Origin of the sequence: Kitasatospora sp. NPDC004799 (genome assembly GCF_040609095.1) — a bacterium.
Classification (GTDB): domain Bacteria; phylum Actinomycetota; class Actinomycetes; order Streptomycetales; family Streptomycetaceae; genus Kitasatospora.
Window position 1 is genome coordinate 1 of record NZ_JBEXJK010000076.1, and the last position, 26,257, is coordinate 26,257.

The window sequence follows — 26,257 nt, forward strand, 5'->3', positions numbered from 1 at the left end:
GCGAAGAACCTTACCAAGGCTTGACATATGCCGGAAACATCCAGAGATGGGTGCCCCCTTGTGGTCGGTATACAGGTGGTGCATGGTTGTCGTCACGGTGACCATCGGGGTGGCGCTGGCCATCGCGGCGGCGCAGGGGTGCGAGAACCGGGACAACCGGAGCGTGCGGCCGCCGACCGGGACGGTGGCGAGCGCGGGCTCCGGGGCCGAGCGGGCAGCTCCCGGGACGTCGGCGGACGTCGCGCCGCAGGCCTCGGCCGTACCGCTCCCGGCGGCGGCGCGCGGCGGCGCGGACGGCGGGCTGACGCCCCCGCAGGCGCCGGTGCCGGCGGTGGACTGGCCCAACCACAGTTACCCCGACGGGGCCGGCGGGCCGGCCGTCACCCTGCAGAACGGACACTCGGTCGGGGCCGGGCCGCAGGTCGCGCTGAGCGCGGTGCTGCCGGCCCGTTACAAGGGCCTGCCGGCCGCGGTGGTCGTCCTGCGACGAGCGGACGGCTCGGCGCCGGTCGACCTCGTCCAGCTCTACACCTTCGCCGGGGACGCGCCGGTCGCCACCACCTCCCGCACCTCGGTGGCGGACCCGCAGGCGGCGGCCAGCTGGCGGCTGGAGGGCGGCACGGTCGTCCGCGAGGAACGCGCGGCCGTCACCGGCGCGGTCACCTCCACCCGCTACACCGTCCGCCCCGACGGCACCCTCGACGAGTCCTGGCCCGGCGCCACCACCCCGCCCCCCGCCGCCGCCCCGGCCCCGCCCACCTCCCCCACGGGCTGACGCCCCACCGGGCTCCACGCGAGAAGTCGGCCCAGCCGACTTCTGGCGCAGCCCGACACCGGAGCGTCCTCGGCTGGGCGCGCTGGCAGGTGCCTCCGAAAAAGCGGCCATGCATGAGAAGTCGGCCCGGCCGACTTCTCGTGACGCGGCGGAACCGACAACGCCCTACGGAAGCGGCAAGCGGACGCGCGCCAAAAGTCGGGCGGGCCGACTTCTGATGCGGCAGGGAGGCGTGGGTCGTCACCCGGCAAGGCGGGGCGGCACGGAAGGTCGGGCGGGCCTGCGGAGCAGGTCGGCGCCGGAAGTCGGACCCGCCGACTTCTCGTGCAGGACGCGCACGCTGCAGGCCACAGACCCGGGAGACAGCCGGGGGCATGCGACTTCTGGCGGACTTGCCCGCTGTGAAAGGGGCGGAGAAAACCTGCACGAGAAGTCGGCCCAGCCGACTTTTGATGACGCGGCGGAACCGACAACGCCCTGCGGAGGCGGCGAGCGGACGCGCCAAAAGTCGGGCAGGCCGACTTCTGATGTGGGAGGTGGCCCCGCGGGATGGGAGTCGGGCGGGCCGGCGGAGCAGGTCGGCGCCGGAGGTCGGACCCGCCGACTTCTCGTGCAGGACGCGCGCGCTGCGGGCCACGGGCCCGGGAGGTGCTCCTGCGGCGCCGGGCAGGCACAGGAAGTCGGGCGGGCCGACTTCTGATGTGGGGCCCTGGGGGTGGCCCGTGGAGTGGAAAGTCGGGCCCGCCGACTTCTTGTGCGGGATGCGGGCGGGGCCGGGAAAGGGGGGCTTCTTGGGTCAGGGGGTGGTGACGGCGTAGAAGGCGACGGCTGCGGCGGCGCCGACGTTGAGGGAGTCGATGCCGTGGGCCATCGGGATGCGGACCGGGTGGTGGGCGGCGGCGATGGCGCGCGGGGTGAGGCCGTCGCCCTCGGCGCCGAGCATGAGGGCCGCCTTGGGGAGGCTGTGCGGGGCCAGGGTGTGGAGGTCGACGGCGGTGTCGGCGGGGGTGAGGGCGAGCAGGGTGAAGCCGGCCTCGCGGACGGTGTCGAGGGCGGCCGGCCAGGGGTCCAGACGGGCGTACGGGACCGCGAAGACGGCGCCCATGGAGACCTTGACGGCGCGCCGGTAGAGCGGGTCGGCGCAGTCCGGCGAGAGCAGGACGGCGTCCATGCCGAGGGCGGCGGCGCTGCGGAAGATGGCGCCGAGGTTGGTGTGGTCGACCAGGCCCTCCAGGACGGCGACCCGGCGGGCCCCGGCGAGCACCTCGGCGGCGTCCGGAAGGGGCTTGCGCTCCATCGAGGCGAGGGCGCCGCGGTGCACGTGGTAGCCGGTGACGGCTTCGGCGAGCGCGGGCTCGACCACGTGGACGGGGGCGTCGGCATCGGCGATGACGTCGCCCATCACCTCCAGCCACTTGGGGGTGAGCAGCATCGACCGCATCCGGTAGCCGGCGGCGAGCGCGCGGCGGATGACCTTCTCCCCCTCGGCGATGAAGAGGCCCTCGGCGGGTTCGCGGCGGCGGCGCAGCTCGACGTCGGTGAGGCCGGTGTAGTCGGCGAGGCGGGGGTCGGCCGGGTCGGTGATGGTGCGGGGTTCGGACACCCTGCGATCTTGCCAAGCCGGGGCGGGGAAGGACAAACGGCCGAGGGAGCGGGGTGGTCCCCGGCTGGCCGTAGTGCAAATATGACCGTATGGCCCGAAATCCGGGCCGATCCTGGGCTCCGTCGGCCTCTGGCGCCACTGGCTCCGCCGGCTCCCCCGGTGGGCGCCCACACGGTCGGCCACAGCTGCCGCGCGCGAAGCCGCGGTGGTCGGTGTGGCACCGGTCGGTGGCGGGGCAGGTCTTCGCGCTCCAGGTCCTGGTGGTGCTGCTGCTGGTGGTGGCGGCCGCGGTGGCGCTGGTGGTGCAGTCGCGCAACGACGCCGAGCACGAGGCGCGCAACCGTTCGGTGGCGGTGGCGCAGGCCTTCGCCACGTCCCCGGGCATCGTCGACGCGCTGCGCTCCCCCGACCCGACGGCCGTCCTGCAGCCGAGGGCGCAGTCGGCGCGGATCGCCACCGGGGTGGACTTCATCGTGGTGATGAACAACCAGGGCATCCGCTACACCCACCCGAACCCGGCGCGGATCGGCCAGCAGTTCGTCGGCACCTACCAGCCCGCGCTGCACGGGCAGGTGGTGACGGAGCAGGTCACGGGCACGCTCGGCCCGCTGGTGCAGGCGGTGGTCCCGGTGTACGCGCCGGACAACTCGGTGGTCGGGCTGGTCTCGGCGGGCGTCACGCTGAAGAACGTCAGCAGCGCCAGCGAGCGGCAGCTGCCGGTGGTGCTGGGCGCGGCGGCGGCCGCGGTGGGGCTGGCCACGCTCGGGACGGCGCTGATCAGCCGGCGGCTGCGGCGCCAGACGCACGGGCTGGGCCCGGTCGAGATGACCAGGATGTACGAGCACCACGCGGCGGTGCTGCACGCGGTGCGCGAGGGCGTGATGATCGTCGGCGGGGACGGGCGGCTGCTGCTCTGCAACGACGAGGCGCGCCGGCTGCTGGACCTGCCGCCGGACGCCGAGGGCCGACCGGTGGACGGGCTGGGCCTGGAGCAGGCGCCGCTGGAGCTGCTGACCGCCGGGCGCCCGGTCACCGACCAGGTGGTGCTGTCCGGGGAGCGGCTGCTGGCGGTGAACGTCCGGTTGATCGACCAGCCGGGCGGGCTGCCCGGCTGCGTCGCCACGCTGCGCGACTCCACCGAGCTGGCGGCGCTGTCCGGCCGGGCCGAGCGCGCGCAGCGGCGGCTGCGGCTGCTGTACGACGCCGGGGTGACGGTGGGCAGCACGCTGGACGTCACGCGGACGGCGGAGGAGCTGGCGCAGGTCGCGGTGCCGCGGTTCGCGGACTTCGTCACGGTGGACCTGGCGGACCAGGTGCTGGCCGGCGAGGAGCCGCCGCCGGGCCCCCTGCTGGGGCGGATGCGCCGGGCCGCGCTGACGGGCGTACGGGACGACGCGCCGTTCTACCCGGTCGGCACGGTGCTGGACGTGGTGCCCGCGAGCCCGCTGGCCGGGGCGCTGAACAGCGGGGAGCCCGGCATCGAGCCGCACCTGGCGGAGGCCACCCGGTGGCGGGAGCAGGACCCGGAGCGGTCGGCGCAGGCGCTGGCGTACGGGGTGCACTCGCTGGTGCGGGTGCCGCTGCGGGCGCGCGGGGTGCTGCTCGGGGTGGCCCGGTTCTGGCGGGCGCAGCGGGCGGAGCCGTTCGAGGCGGAGGACCTGGCGCTGGCCGAGGAGCTGGTGTCGCACGCGGCGGTGTGCATCGACAACGCCCGCCGCTACACCCGGGAGCACGCCATGGCGGTGACGCTCCAGCACAGCCTGCTGCCGCGCAGCCTGCCGGAGCAGACCGCGCTGGACGTGGCGCACCGCTACCTGCCGGCCCAGGCCGGGGTGGGCGGGGACTGGTTCGACGTGATCCCGCTGCCGGGCGCGCGGGTGGCGCTGGTGGTCGGGGACGTGGTGGGGCACGGGCTGCACGCGGCGGCGACGATGGGCCGGCTGCGTACGGCGATCCACAACTTCTCGACCCTGGACCTGCCGCCGGACGAGCTCCTGGGGCACCTGGACGAGCTGGTGAGCCGGATCGACCAGGAGGAGGCCCCGGGCGGCGAGCGCGCGGCGCTGGCCGGGGCGACCTGCCTGTACGCGATCTACGACCCGGTGTCGCGGCGCTGCGCGCTGGCCACCGCCGGGCACCCGCCGCCGGCCGTGGTGGACCCGGAGGGCCGGGTGGTGTTCCCGGAGCTGCCGACCGGGCCGCCGCTGGGGCTGGGGGTGCTGCCGTTCGAGACCGTCGAGCTGGAGCTGGCCGAGGGCAGCCGGCTGGTGCTGTACACGGACGGGCTGGTGGAGGACCGGGAGCGGGACATCGACGAGGGGCTGGAGCTGCTGCGGGCGGCGTTGACCGGGCCGCCGCGCACCCCGGAGCAGACCTGTGCGGACGTGCTCGGGGCGATGCTGCCGGAGCACCCGCAGGACGACATCGCGCTGCTGGTGGCGCGGACCAGGGTGCTGGCGCCGGACCAGGTGGCGCAGTGGGAGGTGCCCTCGGACCCGGCGGCGGTGGGCGAGGTCCGGGCCGCGGTCGCGGAGCGGCTGACGGCCTGGGGGCTGGCGGAGGCCGCGTTCGTCACCGAGCTGATCCTGAGCGAGCTGGTGACCAACGCGATCCGGTACGGCTCCGGGCCGATCCGGGTGCGGCTGCTGCGGGACCGTTCGCTGATCTGCGAGGTGTCGGACGGCAGCAGCACCTCGCCGCACCTGCGGTACGCGGCGACCGAGGACGAGGGCGGGCGCGGGCTGTTCCTGGTCGCACAGTTCGCGGACCGCTGGGGGACGCGCTACACGGCGACGGGAAAGGTCATCTGGACGGAGCAGCCGCTGGAGTAGGAAGTCGGCCGGGCCGACTTCCTACTCCACGCCCACGTCCCGCTCCGCGCGGGTTCAGTCCCGGAAGGCCGCGGCCAGCACGTCGACCACCTCGCCGACGACGATGACCGCCGGGGGCTTGACGCCCTCGGCCTCGACCACCGCGGCGACGGTGCCGAGGGTGGCGTCCACCCGGCGCTGGGCGGCGGTGGTGCCCTCCTGGACGATCGCGACGGGGGTGTCCGCCGGCCGGCCGTACTCGACCAGCCGGGCGGCGATCGCGCCGATCTTGTCGACGGCCATCAGCAGCACCAGGGTGCCGCTCATCTGCGCGGCGGCCCGCCAGTTGGTGAGCGAGCGCTCGTCGTCCGGGCCGACGTGGCCGGAGATCACGGTGAACTCGTGGGTCAGGCCGCGGTGGGTGACCGGGACGCCGGCCGCGGCGGGGACGCTGATCGAGCTGGAGATCCCGGGCACCACGGTGACCGGCAGCCCGGCCTCCGCGCAGGCCAGCAGCTCCTCGCCGCCGCGGCCGAAGACGTACGGGTCGCCGCCCTTGAGCCGGACCACGAACTTGCCGGCCTTGGCGTGCTCGATCAGGGTGCGGTTGATCGCCTCCTGGGCCATGAAGCGGCCGTACGGGATCTTGGAGGCGTCGATCACCTCGACGTGCTCGGGCAGTTCGGCGAGCAGCTCGCGCGGGGCGAGGCGGTCGGTGACGACCACGTCGGCGTCGGCGAGCAGCCGGCGGCCGCGCACGGTGATCAGGTCCGGGTCGCCGGGGCCGCCGCCGACCAGGGCCACGCCGGCCCCGTGCGAGCGGTACTGGCGGGCGGCCAGCGAGCCGTCCCGCAGGCCGTCCACGATGGCGTCGCGCAGGGCGGCGGAGTGGCGCGGGTCGCCGGTGAGGACGGCGACGGTGGCGCCCGCGTCGCGGCCGCTGGCCGGGGTCCAGGCGGTGGCCGCGGCGGCGTCGTCGCTGCGGGAGCAGAACACCCGCTCGCGCTCGGCCTCGGCGCTGACCGCCGTGTTGACGGCCTGGTCGTCGGTGGCGACCAGGGCGTACCAGGTGTCGGCCAGGTCGCCGTCCCGGTACGGGCGGGCGTGCCAGGTGAGTTCGCCGGCGTCGGCCATGGCCTGGACGGCCGGGGTGGTGGCCGGGGATATCAGGTGCAGGTCGGCCCCGGCGGCGATCAGGGCGGGCAGCCGCCGCTGGGCGACCTGGCCGCCGCCGACCACGACGACGCGGCGGCCGGCCAGCAGCAGGCCGACCGGGTAGGGGGTACGGCCCTCGGTGCTCGGGTGCGGGGTGGGCGCGGTCATCGGCGGTGCTCCTGATCGGGTGGTGCGGGTGTGGGGACGGTACGGCACGACACCGCTCCGCGGTCCGGGCGCCCTCGGGCCGGTCCGCGGAGCGGTGACGGGGTGCGTCAGGCCTTCTCGGTGACCCCGGCGGAGTCGAAGGTGGCTACATCGTGCATCGCCCGGGCCGCGCTCTGCACCAGCGGCAGGGCCAGCAGGGCACCGGTGCCCTCGCCGAGCCGCAGGTCCAGGTCGATCAGCGGGCGCAGGCCGAGCTTCGCCAGCGCGGCCTGGTGGCCGGGCTCGGCGGAGCGGTGGCCGGCGATGCAGGCGGCCAGCACCTCGGGGGCGATGGCCTTGGCGGCCAGCGCGGCCGAACCGGCGATGACGCCGTCCAGGACCACCGGGGTGCGCAGCGAGGCGGCGCCCAGCAGGAAGCCGGCCAGGGCGGCGTGCTCCAGGCCGCCGACGGCGGCGAGGACGCCCACCGGGTCGCTCGGGTCGGGCCGGTGCAGGGCCAGCGCGGCGCGGATGACCTCGATCTTGCGGGTGTGGGTCTCGTCGTCGATGCCGGTGCCGCGGCCGGTGACCTCGGCCGGGTCGAGGCCGGTGAACACCGAGATCAGGGCGGCCGAGGCGGTGGTGTTGGCGATCCCCATGTCGCCGGTGACCAGCGCCTTGTTGCCCGCCGCGACCAGGTCGCGGGCGGTCTCGATGCCGACCTCGATGGCCTTGAGGGCCTCCTCGCGGGTCATCGCCGGGCCCTGGGTCATGTCGGCGGTGCCGGGGCGGACCTTGCGCGGCAGCAGGCCGGTGGCGCGGCCCTGCTGGACGGCCTCGGGCAGCTCGGCGGCGACGCCGACGTCGACCACGCAGACCTCGGTGCCGATCTGCTTGGCGAAGGAGTTGATCACCGCTCCCCCGGCCAGGAAGTTGCCGACCATCTGGGCGGTCACCTCCTGCGGCCAGGGGGTGACGCCCTGGGCGTGCACGCCGTGGTCGCCGGCGAAGATCGCCACGCAGGCGGGCTCCGGGATCGGCGGCGGGCACTTGCGGGACAGGCCGGACAGCTGGGCGGAGATGATCTCCAGCATGCCGAGCGAGCCGGCCGGCTTGGTCATCCGCTTCTGCCGGTCCCAGGCCTCGCCGAGCGCCTTGGCGTCCAGCGGGCGGATGCCGCGCAGGGTCTCGGCGAGCAGGCTCTGCGGCTCCTCGCCGGGCAGCGCGCGGTTGCCGTACTGCTCCTCGTGGACGACCCAGGCGAGCGGGCGCTTCTTGGCCCAGCCCTGCTGCTCCAGCTCGGGCTCGTCCGGGAACTCGTCGACGAAGCCGACGCACAGGTAGGCGACGACCTCCAGGTGCTCGGGCAGGCCGAGCTCGCGGACGAGCTCCTCGTCGTCGAAGAAGCTCACCCAGCCGACGCCCAGGCCCTCGGCGCGGGCGGCCAGCCAGAGGTTCTCGACGGCCAGCGCGGCCGAGTACGGGGCCATCTGCGGCTGGGTGTGCCGGCCCAGGGTGTGCCGACCGCCGCGGGTGCGGTCGGCGGTCACCACGATGTTGACCGGGGTGTCGAGGATGGCCTCGATCTTGATTTCCTTGAACTGCTTGGCCCGGCCCTTGGGCAGCGAGTCCGCGTACGCCTCGCGCTGGCGCTCGGCCAGGGCGTGCATCCGCCGGCGGGTCTTGGCCGAGCGGATCACCACGAAGTCCCAGGGCTGCGAGTAGCCGACGCTGGGCGCGGTGTGGGCGGCCTCCAGGACGCGGATCAGCACCTCGTGCGGGATCGGGTCCGGGCGGAAGCCGTTGCGGATGTCGCGGCGCTCGCGGATCACCTGGTGGACGGCCTCGCGGCCGGCCTCGTCGAAGCCGGGGGCGGCCGGGCCGCGCGGCTCGGCGGGCTCCTCGGCGGGCTGGTCCTGCGCCTCCTGCTGCTCCTGCGCCTCCTCGGCGGCGGGCTGATCGGCGGGGGCGGGCTGCACCTCGGTGGCCTCGGCGGCGGCCTGTTCCTCGGCCTGCGGCTGCTCGGCGGACTCGGCCGGGGCCTCGGCGGCCTGCTCCTGGGCGGGCTCGGCCTCCTGCTGCTCCGGCGCCTCCTCGGCGGCGGGCTGCTCGACGGCGGCGGGCTCGGCCTCGGCCGGGGCCTGCGCCTGGTCCTGCTCGGCGGCCTGCTCCTGCTCGGCGGCCGGCTCGGCGGGGGCCTCGGCCTGCGGGGCGGCGGACTGCTCGGTGACGCCCTCGGCGGGGGCTGCCTCGGCGGACGCGGGCTGCTCGACGGGCTCGGCGGCCTCGGCAGCGGGCTCCTCGACGGCCTCGGCCGGAGCCTCGGCGACCGGCTCGGCGGCGGCGCCGGCGGTGGCCTCGGCCTCCGCGGGCGCCTCGACGGCCTGCTCCGCGACCGGCTCCGCGGGCGCTTCGGCCGGGGCCTCGGCCTGCTGCTGCGGCTGCTCGGCCTCGGCGGCGGCCTCGGTGACGGGCTGCCCGGAGGGCATCTCGCCGGTGCCCGCGGCGGTCTCGGCGACCGGCTCGGCGACGTTCTCCGGCGCGGTCCCGGCCGGCTGGGCCTGCTCGGCCGCCTCGGCGACCTGTTCGGCGGCCGGCTCCGTGGCGGCCTGCTCGGTGACCGGCTCAGCGGGCGCCTCGGCCTCGGCGGTCCGAGCACCCTCCACGGCCTCGGCGACCTCCGCGACCTGCGGCGCCTCGGCAGCCTGCGGCGCGTCCGCGGCCGCTATGGGCGCGGCCTGCTGCGCGGCCGCCTCCTCGGCCACCGGGGCCTGCTCGGCCGCCGCGACCTTGGGCAGGCCGTGCGGGGTGGGCGCGGCGAGGAAGGCGGAGATCCGGCGCGGCTGACCGGCCGGGGCCGCGGCCTCGGACTGCTCGGCGGGCACGGCGGCGCCGTCGACGGCAGCACCCTCGACGGCGGCGGGCTCGGCGGCGACCGGCTCCGCGGCGACGGGCTCGGCGGCCACCTCGGCCACCGGCTGGGCGGGCTCGACCTGGGCCTCGACCGGCGCCTGGGCCTCGGCCGGCTCGGCTACGACGGCCTGCGGCGCGGCCTCGGCGGCGGCCTGGGGGGCCGTCACGTCCTGCGCGGGCTCGCCCTGGACGGCCTCCGGCGTCTCGACGACCTCGACCACCTCGATCGCCCCGACCGTCTCCACGGCCAGCACGGTCTCGACCGGCGGCGCGGCCAGCGGCACCTGCTGGACGGCCTGGTGGGCCTGCGGGAAGTCCTGCGGCAGCTGCTGCCCGTCCACGTTCGGCACGCCCGGGGCCGCCGGAGCGGCCGGGTTCGCCACCGGGACGGCCTGCGGCGCCGCGGCCGGAGCCGGGGCGGCCGCCTCGGCCATCGGCGGGCGGCCGACCACCGGGATGCCGTGCGCCGGCGTGCCGCCCTGCGAGGGGCCACGGTCGGCCAGCGAGCGGACCGGCACCTGGCCGGTCATCAGCGACGGGTCCGGGATCGGCGGGCCCGCGTGCAGCGGCCGGCGCGGCTGCTGAGCCTGCATCACCGGCTGCTGCGGCTGGACGGGCGGCTGCTGGACGGCCTGCTCGGCGCCGAGCACCGGCGGGTCCACCGGCGGCCAGGACGGCTCGACCGGCGTGCCGTCCGGCTGCGGCGCGAGCGGCACCTGCTCGGCCGGGACGGCCGCCACCGGCTCGCCCCAGGAGCCCTGCGGGCCCGGCATCAGCAGCACGTCGTCATCGTCGTCCAGGCCGTCCGGCGTGTCGGGCTGGTCGAGGAAGTGGAAGGCCGGGCGCGGGGCGCCCTGGTCGACGGCCCAGCCCTCGCCGGGGTGGCCGGGCTGGGGCACGCCGGGAACGCCGTAGCCGTGCTGGCCCTGCGGCGGGATGACGCCCGCGCCCGGGGGCACCGCGCCGGGGACACCGCCGAGCGGGGCCGCCGGGTGGGGGATCGCACCGCCGTCCGTCGCGACGCCCTGGAGGGGTGCAACGCCCGCGACGCCCTCCGGTCCGCCGAGCGGGTCCGGCCCGGCGTGCAGGTGCTCCGGCAGTCCCTCGCCCGGGACGTGGCCGCCATCGGTCATTGTCAAAGCTCCTTCCAGGCCGCTGCCGCGCCCTCGGCGACACGATCACCGATCGCAGCGCCCATCCGCGCGGGCCGAACCAGCACCGACCCGCCCCTAACCACACGCGGCCGCCGCGCCGAAGCGCTGCGGCCCAAGTCCATCCGGTGCGCTGCGGCACCCCGGTCCGGCGCACCGCCCGTACGGGGCGGCACATCGTCTGAAACAACGACAACCCGGAGCAACCGGCACGACCGCACCGGACCCTACGGCATTCTCCAGGTCCGGCACGAGGCCCGTCGAATCGCCCACACTCCGAGCGGAACCGGATTGCACCACGTCAAAAAGACGACAAACCGACCGAATCGGGTGGGTCACCGACCACGGCAGCCGCCCAGGACGTCACACTACCGGCACGGCGCGGTCACCTCTCGAATCGGTGTCCGGATGCGACCTGGATCACCGTCGACGCCACCGGACGGTCCCGGCGCACGCCCACGGCCTTCACACGATCTGCTCACCCCAGAGCACCAGCGCGCCGGTTCCGCCCGCCCCCGGCGCCAGCCCGTCACCCTCCCCCACCGGCCGCAACGGGGTCTCCTGGAGCAGCGCGCCGTCCGCCCGGTAGCCGGCCCCGGCGATCGCCCGGTGGACCTCCTCCGCCTCGGCGAGGGTCCGGGGCAGCGCGACGAACCGCTCGGGCCGGCGGGCCAGCACCGCGCGCACCACGTCGAGGCCGCCGGACTCCACCACCGCCGCGTCCGGCTCCGGCAGGCCGCCCAGCACCTCGGGGCCGCTGCCGTACACCGTCTCCACCTCGACGCCGTAGCGGCGGGCGTTGACGGTCAGCCGGGCGCAGGCCGAGCGGGAGCCCTCGACCGCGACCACGGCGGCGCCGAACCGGGCCGCCTCCACCGCGAGGGCTCCGCTGCCGGCGCCGACCGACCAAACCAGGTCCCCGGGGCGGGCCCCCAGACGGGCCAGGACCAGGGCGCGCACATGGGCGGGGAGCACCTCCGGCGCGCCCGCTTCGTCCTCCGCGCGCCCGGCGCCCGCGTAGGCGTCACCGGGGAGCGCCCAGCCGCGTTCCGCGCCGGGGTAGCCGACCGGGCGGCCGGCGAGCCAGCCGGCCGCCTCGTCCACCGCGGCCTGGGCGCCGCCGCCGATCACCAGCACCACGTTGGGGTCGCGCCACACGTGGTCGGCGATCCGGTCGGAGGTGAGGACGGTGACGTCCTCGTCGGGGGTGCCGAGCGCCTCGCAGACCACGAAGGTCCGGTGCACCCCGCGCAGCATCAGGGCGAGTTCGGCCGGCCCGGCGCCCGGCGCGGTGAGCACCGCGACCTTGGGGTGGGCCCGGCAGATGTTGGCCGCACGGCGCAGCCGTCCGCCGTGCACGCTGACCACCTGGGCGTCCTCCCAGGGCATGCCGGCCCGGGCGAAGGCGGCGGCCACCGAGGAGACGGCGGGCAGCACCTCCAGTTCGAGGCCGAACTCGGGGCGGCGCAGGGTGCGCACCACGCCGAAGAAGCCCGGGTCGCCCTCGGCGACCACGACGGCGGCGCCGCGGTGCTCGGCGATCCTGCGGGCGGCCTGCCGGACGTTGCCGAGGGTGATCCGCTCGGCGGACTCCGGCACCGGGAGCGCGTTCAGTTGGTAGGGGGCGCCGGCCACCAGGGTCGCCGCGGCCAGGGCCGCGCCGGCGGCCTCGGTCAGCGGTGTGCCGTCCCACCCGATGACCGTGATCCGGTCAGCCATCTGCGGCCGTTCTCCCTCGACTCGGTGCGCCACTCGATCCGCCGTCGTGCGGCGCAGGACCAGAGGCTACCGGGTGCGATCCCCCAGGACCCGACAACTCGTACACATGTCCGCACGGGAGGGGCGGACGGCGCGGGGCCCGAGGACGGCGCGGGCTCAGTCGCGCAGGACGTAGCGGTGGTCGCCGTGCCAGCCCTCGCGGTGCAGCTCGGGCGATTCCAGGTCCTCCGGCAGCAGGCTCCACAGGATGAGGTCGCTGCGGCTCCCCCCGACCACCTCGCCGGACTCCCCGCGGACTATCCAGGCGCTGCGCAGCACGCCCTCGCTGATGCCGCCGATCTTCTGGGCGACCTGCTGGGCGGCGGTGTTCCCGGCGGCGGTGCGCAGCTCCAGGCGCAGGAAGCCGCGGTCCTCGAACAGCCACTGGGCGACGCCGAGGACGGCCTCCGGGGCGTAGCCCTCGCCGCGCGCCCAGACGGCGGTCACGTAGGAGATCTCGGTGCTGCGCAGCCGCCAGTCGGTGTTGCGCAGCTCGACCAGGCCGACCAGGCGCTGGGTCAGGTGCTCGGTGACGGCGAAGACGATGCCGCGGCCGGCGGCCCGGTGGGCGGGGGCGAGGGTGCGGGCGAGTTCGGCCGCGTACTCCTCGGTGAAGGGGTGCGGCAGGTCCGTCCAGGCGAGGACGAGGTCGTCGGCCATCATCGTGGCCAGACCGGGGGCGTCGTCCTCCGCAAGGGGTCGCAGCAGCAGCCGATCGGTGCTGATGGCGGTCTCGGGGAAGCTCGCTGCCATGCCGTCTCTCCTCGCCGGGTCGTGAACACAACACCGTACGCCTCCGTCGTGCCCCGGATGCCACGCGGTGCGCTGCCCGCACGACGGTACGTCAGAACGCGGTCGGCCGGAGTGTCCCTGCTGCATACTGCCCGACCGGGCCCCCGCCGAGGTGCGGCGGGGGCCCGGTCGGGCGTGACGGGATATGACCGTACGACGATCAGAAGGCCGGGATGACCGAACCCTGGAAGGTGTCGTCGATGTACTTCTTGACCTCGGCGGAGTGCAGCAGCTCGGCCAGCTTCTTGACCCGCGGGTCGTTCTCCTTGCCCTTCTTGACGGCCAGGATGTTGGCGTACGGGTTGCCCTCCGCCTTCTCCAGCACCAAGGCGTCGGTGGCCGGCTTCAGGCCGGAGTCCAGCGCGTAGTTGCCGTTGATGACGGCGAGGTCGAGGTCGGCGATGGAGCGGGGCAGCTGGGCGGCCTCCAGCTCCTTCCACTTGAAGTTCTTCGGGTTGCCGGTCACGTCCGCCGGGGTGGCGGCGGTGGTGACGCCGTCCTTGAGGGTGATCAGCTTGTTGTCGGCGAGCAGCTTGAGCGCGCGGCCCTCGTTGGTGGCGTCGTTCGGCAGGCCGACGGTGGCGCCGTCCGGCAGGTCGGCGATCGCCTTGACCTTCTTGGAGTAGGCGCCGAGCGGCTCCAGGTGCACCGGCTCGACCGACACGATGCTCGTGCCGTTCTTCTTGTTGAAGTCCTCCAGGTACGGGACGTGCTGGAAGTAGTTGGCGTCGGCCGAACCGTCCTGCACCGCCGTGTTGGGGGTCACGTAGTCGGTGACCTCCTTGATGTCGAGCTTGAGGCCCGCCTTCTCCGCGAGGTTGTCCTTGACGTACTTCAGGATCTGGCCGTGCGGGGTGGGGCTGGCGACGACCTTCAGCGGCGCGTTCGGGTCCGAGGAGGACGAGTCCGAGCTGCTGCAGGCGGCCAGCGAGAAGGCGAGGCCGGCGGTGGCGAGGACACTGGTGAACTTCACAACGGTGCGCACGAAAAGTGCCTTTCTGCGTGATGCGGGGAGCCGCGTCCGGAGGTCGGACGAGGGAGGTCTAGGAGGCGCCGAGGTCCTGTTCGGCGGGGGTGGCGGCACGCGGGGGGAGCAGCCGGGTGCGTCCGCCGCCCTGGCCGCGGTTGGCCAGCCGGCGCACGGCGTAGTCGCCGGCCAGCTGGATGAGGGTGACGATGATCGCGATCTCCGCCACGATGATCCACATGAAGGTGGTCTCGAACCGCAGGTAGCCGTACCGGTAGGCGAGGTCGCCGAGGCCGCCGCCGCCGACCGTGCCGGCCATCGCGGAGTAGCCGATCAGGGCGATGACCGTGGTGGTGACGGAGGCCACGATGCCGGGCAGGGCCTCGGGGACCAGCGTCTTGCGCACCAGCGTCCAGGTGCTGCCGCCCATCGCCTGGACGGCCTCGATCAGGCCGCGGTCGACCTCGCGGACGGAGGTCTCGACCAGCCGGGCGAAGAACGGGATCGCGCCGACGGTGAGCGGCACCGCGGCGGCCTGCCAGCCGAGCGAGCTACCGCTGACCCACCGGGTGAAGGAGATCAGCGCGATCATCAGGATGATGAACGGCAGCGAGCGCGCGAGGTTCACGACCGCGCCGAGCACCTTGTTCACCGGCTGGTTCTGCAGCGCTCCGCCCTTGGCCGTGAGCACCAGCAGGACGCCGATCGGCAGGCCCAGGACGACGGTACAGACGGTCGACACCCCGACCATCTGGAAGGTCTCCTGGGTGGCGGGCCACATCAGCTCCTGCATCTGGTCCCAGGTCATGCCACCGCTCCGTTCTGCGCACCGATCACGTCCACCTGCAGGCCCTGCTCGCGCAGGTAGCCGATCGGCACCACGTTGTCCTGGTGGCCGCCGGGCAGTTCGACCCGCATCCGGCCGACCATCCGGCCGGCGATGGTCTCCACCGCGGCACCGAGGATGTTGATGTCGATCTGGTACGTGCGGGCGAGCTGGGAGACGAACGGCTGGGACGAGCTGTCGCCCTGGAAGGTGATCTCCAGCACGGTGGAGCCGGGGTGGCCGGTGCCGAACTCGCTGAGCGGGAACAGCTCGCGGGCCAGCTCCGAGCCGGGCTCGGCCAGCAGGTCGGTGAGCTCGCCGGACTCGACCACCCGGCCGCCGCGCATCAGGGCGGCGGAGTCGCAGACGGACTTGATGACGTCCATCTCGTGGGTGATCAGCAGGACGGTGAGGCCCAGCTGCTGGTTGAGGTCGCGCAGCAGCTTGAGGATCGAGCGGGTGGTCTCCGGGTCGAGCGCCGAGGTGGCCTCGTCGGAGAGCAGCACCTTCGGGTCCCCGGCCAGCGCCCGGGCGATGCCGACGCGCTGCTTCTGGCCGCCGGAGAGCTGGTGGGGGTAGCTGCGGGCCTTGTCGCCGAGGCCGACCAGGTCGAGCAGCTCGGCGGCCTTGCGGCGGCGCTCGGTGCGGTCCAGGCCGATGATCTCCAGCGGGAGCTCGACGTTCTGCTGCACCGTCCGCGAGGCGAGCAGGTTGAAGTGCTGGAAGACCATGCCGATCCGGCGGCGGGCCTCGCGCAGCTCCTTGCCGGCCCGGTTCTCGCCGCCGGACAGCGCGGTCAGCTCGACCCCGTCCACGGTGACCGTGCCGGAGGTCGGGCGCTCCAGCATGTTCACGCAGCGGATGAGGGTGGACTTGCCCGCACCGCTGGTGCCGACGACTCCGTAGACCTCGCCCGGGCGGACGTGCAGGTCGACACCGGCGAGGGCGGTCACCTCGCGGCCTCGGGAACGGTAGACCTTCGTCAGGTCCGTGGTGGTGATCACAGCGGCTTTCCGTGGGTCGGGGGCGGGCGGCGTGGGCCGACCGCGCGACCGGCTGGCGGTCGGCGGCGGCGTGACGGCGCTGCGCCGGGAGGGTCCGGACCTGACACCCCTTGATCATGGCCGCTGGGCGGCCGGGCCGCGCGACGGCGTGGCCCTAACGAGTCACCCGGGCCCGCGGGTGGGCGGGCACGGCGGGGCGGGGGTCCGGGAGGAGGAGCGCGCTCGCACGGGCGGGAGCGGCGCCGGATTCTCGCTTCGGGGCGCGAGGAGGAGGCACCCTCGACGGGGCGCCCGGGGGCGATGGCCCTCAGCAGTGACACATTCGACGACACATGGCACGCTCACCTGCCGGCAGGGTGCCGGTGGGGGTCCAGTTCGTCGTCGCAGTCATGTGAGCCAGTAAAACAGATGGGTCGATTCCTGCCCAATTGTTTCCCCGGGCTGTCCGACATGCGGACACGCACGTCCGTGACCAGCGCGGACACGGCTCGGCGCCGCCACCGGAGGTCCGGATGGTGGCGGCGCCGGGAACTGCGCGCGGGGGGCGGCGGGCTCAGGCCGTCGCGGCGAGCGGTGCGGCGGCGGGCTTCTCCAGGTGGACGAAGCTCAGCCGACTGTTGACCTGCTCGACCGCCGTCTGACGGTACCCCTGGCGGGCGTACAGCCGCAGGTTGCCGAGGCTGCGGTGGCCGGTGAACAGCCGGTAGACGCTCACCGGGCCGTCCTGGGCCATGCTGCGCTCCAGGGCGTCCATCAGCCGGCTGCCGAGGCCGTGGCGCTGCATCCGCGGATGGACGACCAGGCGCCCTATCCGGGCGACGCCGTCCTCGCCGACGTGGCCGCGGACGGTGCCGACCACCTCGTCGCCCAGCCGGGCGACCAGGAAGTGCTGTTCGGACAGTTCGGCGCGCAGGCTCTCCAGGCTCTGCGTCAGGGGCTCGATCGCCCAGTCGCCGTACAGCTCGGCCTCGGGCTGGTAGCCGAGGTACTGGAGCTTGAGGATCTGCTCCGCGTCCTCGGCCGCCGCGGCCGAGATGATCACGCTCATGCCCATGTGGAGGGGCCTCCCCAGTCGTCGTGCCCGGCGCGCAGAGGGTGGCGCGCTCACGCTCAGTATCCGAGTGATCGCGCCACCGTCAAGAGCTGCGTTCGCCAGCGATCTACCCGGGGGTCAGCTCCGCTCAACCTTCGCGGGCCCGGACGTGAGGAGGGTCACCTCCCGCGCCGCCCGCGTTCCGCCCGGTCGTCCGGGCTCGCGCTCAGGGGTAGCGCTCCGCGTGGAGCAGCGTCCGCAGGCAGGCCAGGCAGCGGGAACGGGTGGGGCCGATCGAGCCGCGCGGCATGCCGAGCCGCTCGGCGAGTTCACGGTAGGTGGGCGGCGGGTCCTCGGCGAGCGCGGCGATCAGCTGCGGGCAGCGGCCGGGCAGGGCGGCGACGGTCTCGCGGACCACGCGGCGGCGGCGTTCGGCGAGGTAGACGTCCTCGGCGGAGGGGACGGGCGGGAGGGCGGTGCACACACCGTGCATGACGGTCCGCGGCGGGGCCGGTTACGCCCGGGCCGACGCGCGGACGCGGGAGGGGCGCGCCGGTCGGACCGCCGCGCCCCTCCCCCGTCGCGTCAGGGATCGACCCCTGCGTCGGGATCGATCCCCGCGCCGGGATCAGCCCTGGACCCACTCCTGCTGCCGCGCCAGGTCTGCCTTCACCTCGGCGAGCTGGACCGCGACCGCCGAGGGGGCCGTCCCGCCGCGCCCGCTGCGGGCGGCGATGGCGCCGTGGACGCTGAGCACCGAGCGCACCTCGGGCGTCAGGTGCCCGGAGATCGCGGCGAACTGCTCGTCCGTCAGGTCGGACAGCTCGATGCCCTCGGCCTCGCAGACCTTGACGCAGGCGCCGGCCACCTCGTGCGCGACCCGGAACGGCACGCCCTGCTTGACCAGCCACTCGGCGATGTCGGTGGCGAGCGAGAAGCCGGCCGGGGCCAGCTCCTCCAGCCGCTCCCGGTGCACGGTGAGGGTGGCCATCATCCCGGTGAACGCGGGCAGCAGCACCTCCAGCGTGTCGCAGGAGTCGAAGACCGGCTCCTTGTCCTCCTGGAGGTCCCGGTTGTAGGCCAGCGGCAGCGCCTTGAGGGTGGCCAGCAGGCCGGTCAGGTTGCCGATCAGCCGGCCGGACTTGCCGCGGGCGAGCTCGGCGATGTCCGGGTTCTTCTTCTGCGGCATGATCGAGGAGCCGGTGGAGAAGGCGTCGTGCAGCGTGATGAAGCCGAACTCCTTGGTGTTCCAGATGATCACCTCCTCCGCGATCCGGGAGAGGTTGATCCCGATCATCGCCGTCACGAAGGCGAACTCGGCGACGAAGTCGCGGGAGGCGGTGCCGTCGATGGAGTTGCCCGCCGAGCCGCCCTCGAAGCCGAGGTCGGCGGCGACCGCCTGCGGGTCGAGTCCGAGCGAGGAGCCGGCCAGCGCGCCGGAGCCGTACGGCGAGACGGCGGTGCGGGCGTCCCACTGGCGCAGCCGCTCGGCGTCCCGGCCGAGGGCCTGCACGTGCGCGAGGACGTGGTGGGCGAAGAGCACCGGCTGGGCGTGCTGGAGGTGGGTGCGGCCCGGCATCGCGGTGTCCGGGTGGGCCTCGGCAAGGCCGACCAGGGCGTGCTGGAGGTCGAGCAGCAGGCCGCCGATGGTCCTGGCGTGGTCCCGCAGGTACATCCGGAACAGGGTGGCGATCTGGTCGTTGCGCGAGCGCCCGGCCCGCAGCTTGCCGCCGAGGTCGGGGCCGAGGCGCTCCAGCAGGCCCCGCTCCAGGGCGGTGTGCACGTCCTCGTCGGCGACGGTGCCGGTGAAGGTGCCCGCCTCGACGTCGGCGAGCAGCCGGTCCAGGCCGGCCAGCATGCCGGCCAGCTCCTCGTCGGAGAGCAGTCCGGCCTTGTGCAGCACCCGGGCGTGGGCCTTGGAGCCGGCGATGTCGTACGGCGCGAGGCGCCAGTCGAAGTGGACCGAGGCCGAGAGCCTGGCCAGCGCCTCAGAGGGGCCGTCGGCGAAGCGCGCGCCCCAGAGGCGGACGTCGGAGGACTGCTCGGCGGTCATCGCGGTGGCTCCTTCATGCATGTGCAGTGGATGGCATAAGTATGCATGAAGCCGTATGAAACACACAACCCCGGCCGGACGGTCTCCGTCGGCCGGGGTTGTCGGGTGCCGCGTGCTACTGGGCCTTCGCCTGGGCGAGTTGCATGAGGTGGTCGGCCAGCGCCTGGCCGCCGGCCGGGTCCCGGCTGATCAGCAGGACGGTGTCGTCGCCGGCGATGGTGCCGATGATCTCGAACACCTCGGCCTGGTCGATCGCCGAGGCCAGGAACTGGGCGGCGCCCGGCGGGGTGCGCAGCACCACGAGGTTGCCGGAGGCCGTCGCGGAGACCATCAGCTCGCCGGCCAGCCGGGCCATCCGGCCCTCGCTGGCGGACTCCCCCATCGGGGCGCGCGGCGTGCGGTCGCCGCCCTCGGCCGGGACGGCGTAGATCAGCGCGCCGTCCCGGTTGCGGATCTTGACCGCGCCCAGCTCGTCCAGGTCCCGGGAGAGGGTGGCCTGGGTGACCACGAGTCCGTCGTCGGCGAGCAGCTTGGCGAGCTGGCTCTGCGAACGCACGGGCTGGCGGGTGAGCAGGTCCACGATCCGCCGGTGGCGCGCGGTGCGGGTCTGCGGGACCTGCGGCGTCGGGCCGGCGGCGGAGGAGCCGGAGTGGGATGCGGTCATGTGATTATTCTCCCGGACGACGGTCAGCTCGCATCGGCCGGGGCACTCGCGCGCACCGTCCGGAGGATCCCCGGCAGCGCGGCCAGGAAGGCGTCCGCCTCCTGCTCGGTCAGCACCAGCGGCGGGGCCAGCCGGACGGCGTCCGGGACGGCCGCGTTGACCAGGAAGCCGGCCTCCTGCGCGGCGGCCTGGACCTGGGCCGAGACCGGCGCGGTGAGCACGATGCCGAGCAGCAGGCCGGCCCCGCGCACGTGCGAGACCAGCGGGTCGCCGAGCGCCTCGACGCCGTGCCGCAGCCGCTCGCCGAGCTTGCGGGTGTGCTCCAGCAGGCCCTCGGACTCGATGGTGTCCAGCACCGCGAGCCCGGCCGCGGCGGCCACCGGGTTGCCGCCGAAGGTGGTGCCGTGCTGGCCCGGGGTGAGCAGCTCGGCGGCCGGCCCGAAGGCGAGCACCGCACCCATCGGCAGGCCGCCGCCGAGCGCCTTGGCCAGGGTGACCACGTCCGGCTCCACGCCCTCGTACGCCTGGTGGGCGAACCAGTGGCCGGTGCGGCCGACGCCGGTCTGGATCTCGTCCAGGACCAGCAGGGTGCCGGTGGCCCGGGTGATCTCGCGGGCCGCCGTCAGGTAGCCCTCGGGCAGCGGGACGGCGCCGTTCTCGCCCTGGATCGGCTCCAGGAAGACGGCGGCGGTCTCGGTGGTGACGGCCGCGCGCAGCGCCTCGACGTCGCCGAACGGGACGTGGGTGACGTCGCCGGGCAGCGGGCGGAATGGGTCCTGCTTGGCGGGCTGGCCGGTGAGCGCGAGGGCGCCCATGGTGCGGCCGTGGAAGCCGCCCTGGAGGGCGACCAGGTGGGTGCGGCCGGTCCGCCGGCTGATCTTGAAGGCGGCCTCGTTGGCCTCGGCGCCGGAGTTGCAGAAGAACACCCGGCCGCCGGGGCGGCCGTCCAGCTCCAGCAGCCGCTCGGCCAGCGCGATGGTGGGCTCGGCCATGAAGAGGTTGGAGACGTGGCCGAGGGTGGCGATCTGCCGGCTCACCGCCTCGACGACGGCCGGGTGGGCGGTGCCCAGGGCGTTGACGGCGATGCCGCCGAGCAGGTCGGTGTACTCCTTGCCGTCGGCGTCCCAGAGCTTGCTGCCCTCGCCGCGCACCAGCGGGATGCGGGGGGTGCCGTAGTTGTCGGTGAAGGAGTGCTGCCAGCGCTCGGCGAGCTGCTCGTTGTGGGTCGTACCGGTCCCGCCGGTCACTCCGGTCGTACCAGTCGTGCCAGTCGTGCCAGTCGTGCCAGTCATGCCAGTCCCCCGGTCACGGTCGCTTCGTCGTCCGGCACGACCATCGTGCCGATGCCCTCGTCGGTGAAGATCTCCAGCAGCAGGCTGTGCTGGACCCGGCCGTCCAGCACGCGGGCGGTGCCCACGCCGGAGCGGACGGCGCGCAGGCAGCCCTCCATCTTGGGGAGCATGCCGCTGGCCAGGCCGGGCAGCAGCTCCTCCAGCTCGCTCGCGGTGAGCTGGCTGATCACGTCGTCGGAGTTCGGCCAGTCCTTGTAGAGGCCCTCGACGTCGGTGAGGACGACGAGCATCTCGGCGCCGAGCGCGACCGCCAGGGCGGAGGCGGCGGTGTCGGCGTTGATGTTGTAGACGTGGCCGTCGGCGCCGCGGGCGATCGAGGAGATGACCGGGATGCGGCCGTCGGCGATCATCGCCTTCACCGCGCCGGCCTCGATGTTGACGATGTCGCCGACCAGGCCGATGTCGACCTGCTCGCCGTCCACCACCGCGTAGCGCTTGACCGCCGTCATGGTGTGGGCGTCCTCGCCGGTCATGCCGACCGCGAACGGGCCGTGCTCGTTGAGCAGGCCGACCAGCTCGCGCTGCACCTGGCCGGCCAGCACCATCCGGACCACGTCCATGGTCTCCGGGGTGGTGACCCGCAGGCCGTTGGTGAAGCTCGACTCCAGGCCCAGCCGCTCGAGTTGGGCGCTGATCTGGGGGCCGCCGCCGTGCACCACAACGGGGTGCAGGCCGGCGTAGCGCAGGAAGACCACGTCCTGGGCGAAGGCGGCCTTGAGGCTGTCGTCCACCATGGCGTTGCCGCCGAACTTGATCACGACGGTCTTGCCGTGGAAGCGCTCCAGCCACGGCAGCGCCTCGATCAGCGTCATGGCCTTGGGCAACGCGGTGTTGTTGCGGGCCTGTTCGCCCTTGGGTGCGATCTGCACGGGATTCCCTCGTCGATGGGGTCCCCCCGACCGGAGGCCGGGGGGAGGGTGCCGCGGCTCAGGGTGGCGCGGACGAAGTGACGCGGATCAGGTCGAGTAGGCGCTGTTCTCGTGAACGTAGTCGGCCGTCAGGTCGTTGGTCCACAGCGTGGCGCCCGCCGTACCGGCGTTGAGGTTCGCGGTGACGACGACCTCGCGGCCCTTCATGTCCACCAGGTCGCGGTCCTCGCCCACCCCGCCGGCCCGGCACACCCAGACGCCGTTGATGGCGACGTCCAGCTCGTTCGGGTCGAAGGCGGCGGAGGTGGTGCCGATCGCGGCCAGCACCCGGCCCCAGTTGGGGTCCTCGCCGTGGATGGCGCACTTGAGCAGGTTGTTGCGGCTGATCGTCCGGGCGACCTCGACCGCCTCGTCCTCGGTGGCCGCGCCGGTGACGTCGATCCGGATCTCCTTGCTCGCGCCCTCGGCGTCGCCGATCAGCTGGCGGGCCAGGTCAGCGCTGACCGTGCGGACGGCCTCGGCGAACTCGGCCTGCTCCGGGGTGACGCCGGAGGCGGCGGAGGCGAGCAGCAGCACGGTGTCGTTGGTCGACATGCAGCCGTCGGAGTCGATCCGGTCGAAGGTGGTGCGGGTGGCGCCGCGCAGCGCGGCGTCCAGGCCGGCGGAGTCGACGGCGGCGTCGGTGGTGAGCACGACCAGCATGGTGGCGAGGCTCGGGGCGAGCATGCCCGCGCCCTTGGCCATGCCGCCGACCGTCCAGCCGGCCGGGCTGGTGAACTGGGCGGTCTTGTGCACCGTGTCGGTGGTCTTGATGGCGATCGCGGCGGCCTCGCCGCCGGTCTCGCCGAGTTCGGCCGCGGCCAGGGCGACCCCGGGCAGCAGCAGGTCCATCGGCAGCCGGACGCCGATCAGGCCGGTGGAGGCGACGGCGACCTCGCCCGCGTTCAGGTCCAGCTCGGCGGCGACCTTCTCCGCGGTGGCGTGGGTGTCCTGGAAGCCGAGCGGGCCGGTGCAGGCGTTGGCGCCACCGGAGTTGAGGACGACGGCGGAGACCTGGCCGCCCTTGAGGACCTGCTCGGACCAGAGCACCGGAGCGGCCTTGACCCGGTTGGCGGTGAAGACGCCGGCCGCGGCGAGCGAGGGGCCGTCGTTGACCACCAGGGCGAGGTCGGGGGTGCCGGAGGCCTTGATGCCCGCGGTCACACCGGCGGCGCGGAAGCCCTTGGCCGCCGTCACTCCGACGTTCGTGCTGTTGCTCACGGTGCGACTCCGTTCACGGGAAGGCCCAGCTCCTCGGGCAGGCCCAGGGCGATGTTCATGCTCTGCACCGCGCCGCCGGCGGTGCCCTTGACCAGGTTGTCGATCGCGCTGATCGCGATGATCCGCCCGGCGGCGGCGTCCAGGGCGACCTGGACCAGGGCGGTGTTGGCGCCGTAGACGCTGCTGGTCTGCGGCCACTGCCCCTCGGGCAGCAGGTGGACGAACGGCTCGTCCGCGAACGCCTCGGTGTAGGCGGCGCGCAGGCTCGCGGCCGTCACCCCCGGCCTGGCCTTGGCCGAGCAGGTGGCGAGGATGCCGCGCGGCATCGGGACGAGGGTGGGGGTGAAGGAGACGGTGACCGGCTCGCCCGCGAGCGGGGTGAGGTTCTGCACCATCTCCGGGGTGTGCCGGTGGACGCCGCCGACGCCGTACGGGCTGACGCTGCCCATCACCTCGCTGCCCAGCAGGTGCGGCTTGGCGGCCTTGCCCGCGCCGGAGGTGCCGGAGGCGGCGACCACCACGGCCTCCGGCTCGGCGAGCCGCGCGGCGTACGCGGGGAACAGCGCCAGGGAGACGGCCGTCGGGTAGCAGCCGGGCACGGCGATCCGGTTGCTGCCCTTCAACGCGGCGCGGTGGCCGGGGAGTTCGGGCAGGCCGTAGGGCCAGGTGCCGGCGTGCGCGGAGCCGTAGAACTGCTCCCAGTCGGCGGCCGCCCGGAGCCGGAAGTCGGCACCGCAGTCGATCACCAGGACGTTCGGGCCGAGCTCCTCGGCGACGGCGGCGGACTGGCCGTGCGGCAGCGCCAGGAACACCACGTCGTGGTCGGCCAGCACCTCGGGGGTGGTGGCTTCGAGGACGCGGTCGGCGAGCGGCAGGAGGTGCGGCTGGAGCGCGCCCAGTCGGGTACCCGCGTTCGAGCCGCCGGTCAGCGCCCCGATCTCCACCTCCGGGTGGCCGAGCAGCAGGCGCAGCACCTCACCGCCCGCGTAACCGCTCGCGCCGGCGACGGCGACTCGCAATGCCATGGCGTTCCTCCTTCGTCTTGGCATGAATATACGCGCGGCGGAAAATTCATGCAAGGAGTATGTGCCGGACCCCGTCGGGGCGGGGTGGCCCCGGTCAGCGCTTGACGGCCCGCAGCACCACGAACTTGGGGTTCCCGGCGACGAGTCGGCAGTTGCCGAAGAGCCGGCGCAGCTTGACGTGGTACCCGAGGTGGCGGTTGCCGACCACCCAGAGTTCGCCGCCGGGCCGCAGCGCCCGCTTGGCGCCGGTGAACATCCGCCAGGCGGTGGCGTCGGTGGTGGCCTGGTGGGAGTGGAACGGCGGGTTGTTCAGCACCAGGTCCACCGAGCCGGCCGCGACCACGTCCGCGGCCAGCGCGTCGGCGGCGAGGAACTCGGCCGGGGCGTCCGGGCCCAGGTTGGTGCGGAAGGTCTCCTCGGCGGAGGCCACCGCCTGGTACGACTCGTCCACGAACACCAGCTCCGCGCCCGGCTCGGCCAGCGCGGCGGCCGTACCGACCACGCCGTTGCCGCAGCCGAGGTCCACCACCCGGGCGCCGGGGGCGGGGACGGGCAGGTGGGCGAGCAGGAAGCGGGTGCCGATGTCGAGCCGGTCGGCGCAGAAGGTGCCCGCGTGGTTGACGACGGTCCGGCCGGCGGCGGGGCCGATGTCCGGCGGCAGCGCGTAGCGGTGCGGCCACGGGTTGGGGCCGGGGTCCAGGGCCCGGTCCGGGGTGCAGAGGATCAGCCGGGCCTTGCGGACGGCCAGCGAGGTGCGGGTCGGGCCGAGGATCCGCTCGAAGAGCCGGAGCGTGGAGGTGTGGATCTCGGTGACCATGCCGGTGCCGATCACCACCGTGCCCGCGTGGACGGCGGGGGCGAGCCGGAGCAGCTGGTCCTCCAGCAGGGCCAGGCTCTTGGGCACCCGCACCAGCAGCACGTCGATCCGCTCCGGCACCGCGTCCCGGGTGGTGAGCAGCCGCGCCTCGTCGACGGCGGCGCCGGCCCGGGCCAGGTTGGCCAGGGTGGCCTGCCGGCCGAGGTGGGAGTCGGTGATCTGGACCGGCCGGTACCCGGCGAGCGCGGTGGTCAGCGCGCCCCAGCGGTCACCGAGGGCGACGACGGTGCGACCGGTCAGTTCGGTGGCGGCGCCGGCCGCGCTGTCGGCCTCGCCCGCGAGGTGGCGCAGCAGGTACTCGTCGGCGGCGTCCCAGGCCCGGAGCCGCTCGCGCGGGTCCACGGGGAAGCGGGTGAGCTCGAAGGTGCCCCACGGGGTGGCCAGGGAGGTGTCCGACGGGGTCGCGGCGGGCGTGGTCTGGGATTTCATCGTGTTCTCAGGCTATCCGACGGCCCCGAGCGGCGATTACGGACGGATACTGGAAGAGCCCGACCGAGAGGGGTGAGGGCGATGGAGTGGAAACTCGAAGTCGTGGTGGTCCCGGTGTCGGACGTGGACCGCGCGAAGCTCTTCTACGAGGAGCAGGCCGGGTTCACCGTCGACCACGACACCCTGCTGCGGGACGGGATCCGGGTGGTCCAGCTGACTCCCCCCGGCTCGCCCTGCTCCATCGTCGTGGGCAAGGGGGTGATCGACTCCCCGCCCGGATCGGTCAAGGGACTCCAGCTGGTGGTGCCGGACATCGAGAAGGCGCACGCCGAACTGGCGGCGCGGGGCGTACCGGTCAGCCCGGTCCAGCACTTCGTGAGGGGTGGCCGGGTGAACGGGCACGGCGAGGCCTGGAACAACTTCGTGTTCTTCAACGACCCGGACGGCAACGGCTGGGCGGTCCAGGAGGTGCCGCGGGCCGGATAGCTCTTGGGTAGGCTCCGAGGATGGCTGAACACGAGGGAAGCGTGCGGGTGGACAGCTGGATCTGGTCGGTCCGGCTGGTCAAGACGCGGGCGCTGGCGGCGGCCGCCTGCCGGGCCGGGCACGTCCGGGTGAACGGCGAGCGGGCCAAGCCCGCCCAGGCGCTGAAGCCCGGGGACGAGGTGCGGGTCCGCGAGGAGGGCTACGAACGGGTCGTGGTGGTGCGGCAGCTGATCCGCAAGCGGGTCGGCGCCGCGGTCGCGGCGGAGTGCCTGATCGACAACAGCCCGCCGCGGCCGCCGCGCGAGTTC

The 26,257-nt window shown here is 74.4% G+C and carries 21 protein-coding genes; 4 read left to right on the plus strand and 17 right to left on the minus strand.

Annotated features, from left to right (window positions below; genetic code table 11):
• Positions 1-82 precede the first annotated feature (82 nt).
• A complete protein-coding gene (locus ABZW03_RS12940; protein ID WP_355255877.1) occupies positions 83-775 on the plus strand; it encodes a hypothetical protein in 693 nt (230 codons plus the stop codon).
• 796 nt (positions 776-1,571) lie between these two features.
• Here ABZW03_RS12940 and ABZW03_RS12945 read toward each other — a convergent pair.
• Positions 1,572-2,378, minus strand: a complete 807-nt coding sequence (locus ABZW03_RS12945; protein WP_355255880.1) for an RNA methyltransferase — start codon at positions 2,376-2,378, stop codon at positions 1,572-1,574.
• An 89-nt stretch (positions 2,379-2,467) separates the two neighbouring features.
• On the opposite strand from ABZW03_RS12945, the gene ABZW03_RS12950 reads away from it, so the two are divergent.
• Positions 2,468-5,209 (plus strand): SpoIIE family protein phosphatase, encoded by a 2,742-nt coding sequence (locus tag ABZW03_RS12950; protein ID WP_355255883.1) that lies wholly within the window; start codon positions 2,468-2,470, stop codon positions 5,207-5,209.
• A gap of 54 nt (positions 5,210-5,263) precedes the next feature.
• Here the strand turns inward: ABZW03_RS12950 and cobA are convergent, their stop codons facing one another.
• From cobA to ABZW03_RS13030, 16 genes are all read right to left on the minus strand, one after another.
• On the minus strand, positions 5,264-6,511 hold the full coding sequence (gene cobA / locus ABZW03_RS12955; RefSeq protein WP_355255886.1) for a uroporphyrinogen-III C-methyltransferase: 1,248 nt from the start codon (positions 6,509-6,511) through the stop codon (positions 5,264-5,266).
• A gap of 107 nt (positions 6,512-6,618) precedes the next feature.
• Entirely contained in the window at positions 6,619-10,536 is a 3,918-nt protein-coding gene (gene cobT / locus ABZW03_RS12960; RefSeq protein WP_355255889.1) for a nicotinate-nucleotide--dimethylbenzimidazole phosphoribosyltransferase, read from the minus strand.
• 483 nt (positions 10,537-11,019) lie between these two features.
• Positions 11,020-12,273 carry a precorrin-6y C5,15-methyltransferase (decarboxylating) subunit CbiE gene (cbiE, locus tag ABZW03_RS12965; RefSeq protein ID WP_355255892.1) on the minus strand — a complete coding sequence of 418 codons (1,254 nt, stop codon included), beginning with the start codon at positions 12,271-12,273 and terminating at the stop codon, positions 11,020-11,022.
• Between the two features lie 156 nt (positions 12,274-12,429).
• Entirely contained in the window at positions 12,430-13,065 is a 636-nt protein-coding gene (locus ABZW03_RS12970) for a GNAT family N-acetyltransferase (protein ID WP_355255896.1), read from the minus strand.
• 199 nt (positions 13,066-13,264) lie between these two features.
• On the minus strand, positions 13,265-14,089 hold the full coding sequence (locus ABZW03_RS12975) for a MetQ/NlpA family ABC transporter substrate-binding protein (protein WP_355255899.1): 825 nt from the start codon (positions 14,087-14,089) through the stop codon (positions 13,265-13,267).
• Between the two features lie 58 nt (positions 14,090-14,147).
• Positions 14,148-14,879 (minus strand): methionine ABC transporter permease, encoded by a 732-nt coding sequence (locus tag ABZW03_RS12980; protein ID WP_355255902.1) that lies wholly within the window; start codon positions 14,877-14,879, stop codon positions 14,148-14,150.
• The gene (locus ABZW03_RS12985; protein WP_355255904.1) at positions 14,876-15,901 is read right to left on the minus strand and encodes an ATP-binding cassette domain-containing protein; all 1,026 of its coding nucleotides are present in this window, start codon (positions 15,899-15,901) and stop codon (positions 14,876-14,878) included. The genes ABZW03_RS12980 and ABZW03_RS12985 overlap by 4 nt, the downstream gene beginning before the upstream one ends.
• 553 nt (positions 15,902-16,454) lie before the next feature.
• Positions 16,455-16,955 (minus strand): GNAT family N-acetyltransferase, encoded by a 501-nt coding sequence (locus ABZW03_RS12990; protein WP_355255907.1) that lies wholly within the window; start codon positions 16,953-16,955, stop codon positions 16,455-16,457.
• A gap of 205 nt (positions 16,956-17,160) precedes the next feature.
• The gene (locus tag ABZW03_RS12995; protein WP_355255910.1) at positions 17,161-17,418 is read right to left on the minus strand and encodes a hypothetical protein; all 258 of its coding nucleotides are present in this window, start codon (positions 17,416-17,418) and stop codon (positions 17,161-17,163) included.
• 144 nt (positions 17,419-17,562) lie between these two features.
• Positions 17,563-18,987, minus strand: coding sequence for an argininosuccinate lyase (gene argH, locus ABZW03_RS13000; RefSeq protein ID WP_355255912.1), 1,425 nt, complete (start codon positions 18,985-18,987; stop codon positions 17,563-17,565).
• Between the two features lie 115 nt (positions 18,988-19,102).
• Complete coding sequence (locus ABZW03_RS13005) at positions 19,103-19,651, minus strand: arginine repressor (protein WP_355255915.1); 549 nt, start codon at positions 19,649-19,651, stop codon at positions 19,103-19,105.
• A 23-nt stretch (positions 19,652-19,674) separates the two neighbouring features.
• Positions 19,675-20,898: an acetylornithine transaminase gene (locus ABZW03_RS13010; RefSeq protein ID WP_355255918.1), complete on the minus strand. Its 1,224-nt coding sequence runs from the start codon at positions 20,896-20,898 to the stop codon at positions 19,675-19,677.
• Positions 20,899-20,939: 41 nt separating this feature from the next.
• On the minus strand, positions 20,940-21,815 hold the full coding sequence (gene argB / locus ABZW03_RS13015) for an acetylglutamate kinase (RefSeq protein WP_355255933.1): 876 nt from the start codon (positions 21,813-21,815) through the stop codon (positions 20,940-20,942).
• Between the two features lie 144 nt (positions 21,816-21,959).
• Positions 21,960-23,132: a bifunctional glutamate N-acetyltransferase/amino-acid acetyltransferase ArgJ gene (argJ, locus tag ABZW03_RS13020; RefSeq protein ID WP_355255921.1), complete on the minus strand. Its 1,173-nt coding sequence runs from the start codon at positions 23,130-23,132 to the stop codon at positions 21,960-21,962.
• Positions 23,129-24,157 (minus strand): N-acetyl-gamma-glutamyl-phosphate reductase, encoded by a 1,029-nt coding sequence (gene argC / locus ABZW03_RS13025; RefSeq protein WP_355255924.1) that lies wholly within the window; start codon positions 24,155-24,157, stop codon positions 23,129-23,131. The genes argJ and argC overlap by 4 nt, the downstream gene beginning before the upstream one ends.
• Positions 24,158-24,251: 94 nt before the next feature.
• Positions 24,252-25,418, minus strand: coding sequence for a methyltransferase (locus ABZW03_RS13030; RefSeq protein WP_355255936.1), 1,167 nt, complete (start codon positions 25,416-25,418; stop codon positions 24,252-24,254).
• A gap of 126 nt (positions 25,419-25,544) precedes the next feature.
• Between ABZW03_RS13030 and ABZW03_RS13035 the strand changes: the two genes are divergently transcribed.
• Both ABZW03_RS13035 and ABZW03_RS13040 read left to right on the plus strand, forming a co-directional pair.
• On the plus strand, positions 25,545-25,949 hold the full coding sequence (locus tag ABZW03_RS13035) for a VOC family protein (RefSeq protein WP_355255927.1): 405 nt from the start codon (positions 25,545-25,547) through the stop codon (positions 25,947-25,949).
• Between the two features lie 20 nt (positions 25,950-25,969).
• Positions 25,970-26,257, plus strand: a 288-nt coding sequence (locus ABZW03_RS13040) for a S4 domain-containing protein (RefSeq protein WP_355255930.1), incomplete at its 3' end; no start/stop codon positions are given.

Bases quoted from the DNA above. Each gene is read 5' to 3' on its own strand.
- ABZW03_RS12940 (WP_355255877.1), top strand. From the start codon at position 83: ATGGTTGTCGTCACGGTGACCATCGGGGTGGCGCTGGCCATCGCGGCG.
- ABZW03_RS12950 (WP_355255883.1), top strand. From the start codon at position 2,468: ATGGCCCGAAATCCGGGCCGATCCTGGGCTCCGTCGGCCTCTGGCGCC.
- cobA (WP_355255886.1), bottom strand. From the start codon at position 6,511: ATGACCGCGCCCACCCCGCACCCGAGCACCGAGGGCCGTACCCCCTAC.
- cobT (WP_355255889.1), bottom strand. From the start codon at position 10,536: ATGACCGATGGCGGCCACGTCCCGGGCGAGGGACTGCCGGAGCACCTG.
- cbiE (WP_355255892.1), bottom strand. From the start codon at position 12,273: ATGGCTGACCGGATCACGGTCATCGGGTGGGACGGCACACCGCTGACC.
- ABZW03_RS12970 (WP_355255896.1), bottom strand. From the start codon at position 13,065: ATGGCAGCGAGCTTCCCCGAGACCGCCATCAGCACCGATCGGCTGCTG.
- ABZW03_RS12980 (WP_355255902.1), bottom strand. From the start codon at position 14,879: ATGACCTGGGACCAGATGCAGGAGCTGATGTGGCCCGCCACCCAGGAG.
- ABZW03_RS12990 (WP_355255907.1), bottom strand. From the start codon at position 16,955: ATGGGCATGAGCGTGATCATCTCGGCCGCGGCGGCCGAGGACGCGGAG.
- argH (WP_355255912.1), bottom strand. From the start codon at position 18,987: ATGACCGCCGAGCAGTCCTCCGACGTCCGCCTCTGGGGCGCGCGCTTC.
- ABZW03_RS13005 (WP_355255915.1), bottom strand. From the start codon at position 19,651: ATGACCGCATCCCACTCCGGCTCCTCCGCCGCCGGCCCGACGCCGCAG.
- argB (WP_355255933.1), bottom strand. From the start codon at position 21,815: ATGACGCTGATCGAGGCGCTGCCGTGGCTGGAGCGCTTCCACGGCAAG.
- argC (WP_355255924.1), bottom strand. From the start codon at position 24,157: ATGGCATTGCGAGTCGCCGTCGCCGGCGCGAGCGGTTACGCGGGCGGT.
- ABZW03_RS13035 (WP_355255927.1), top strand. From the start codon at position 25,545: ATGGAGTGGAAACTCGAAGTCGTGGTGGTCCCGGTGTCGGACGTGGAC.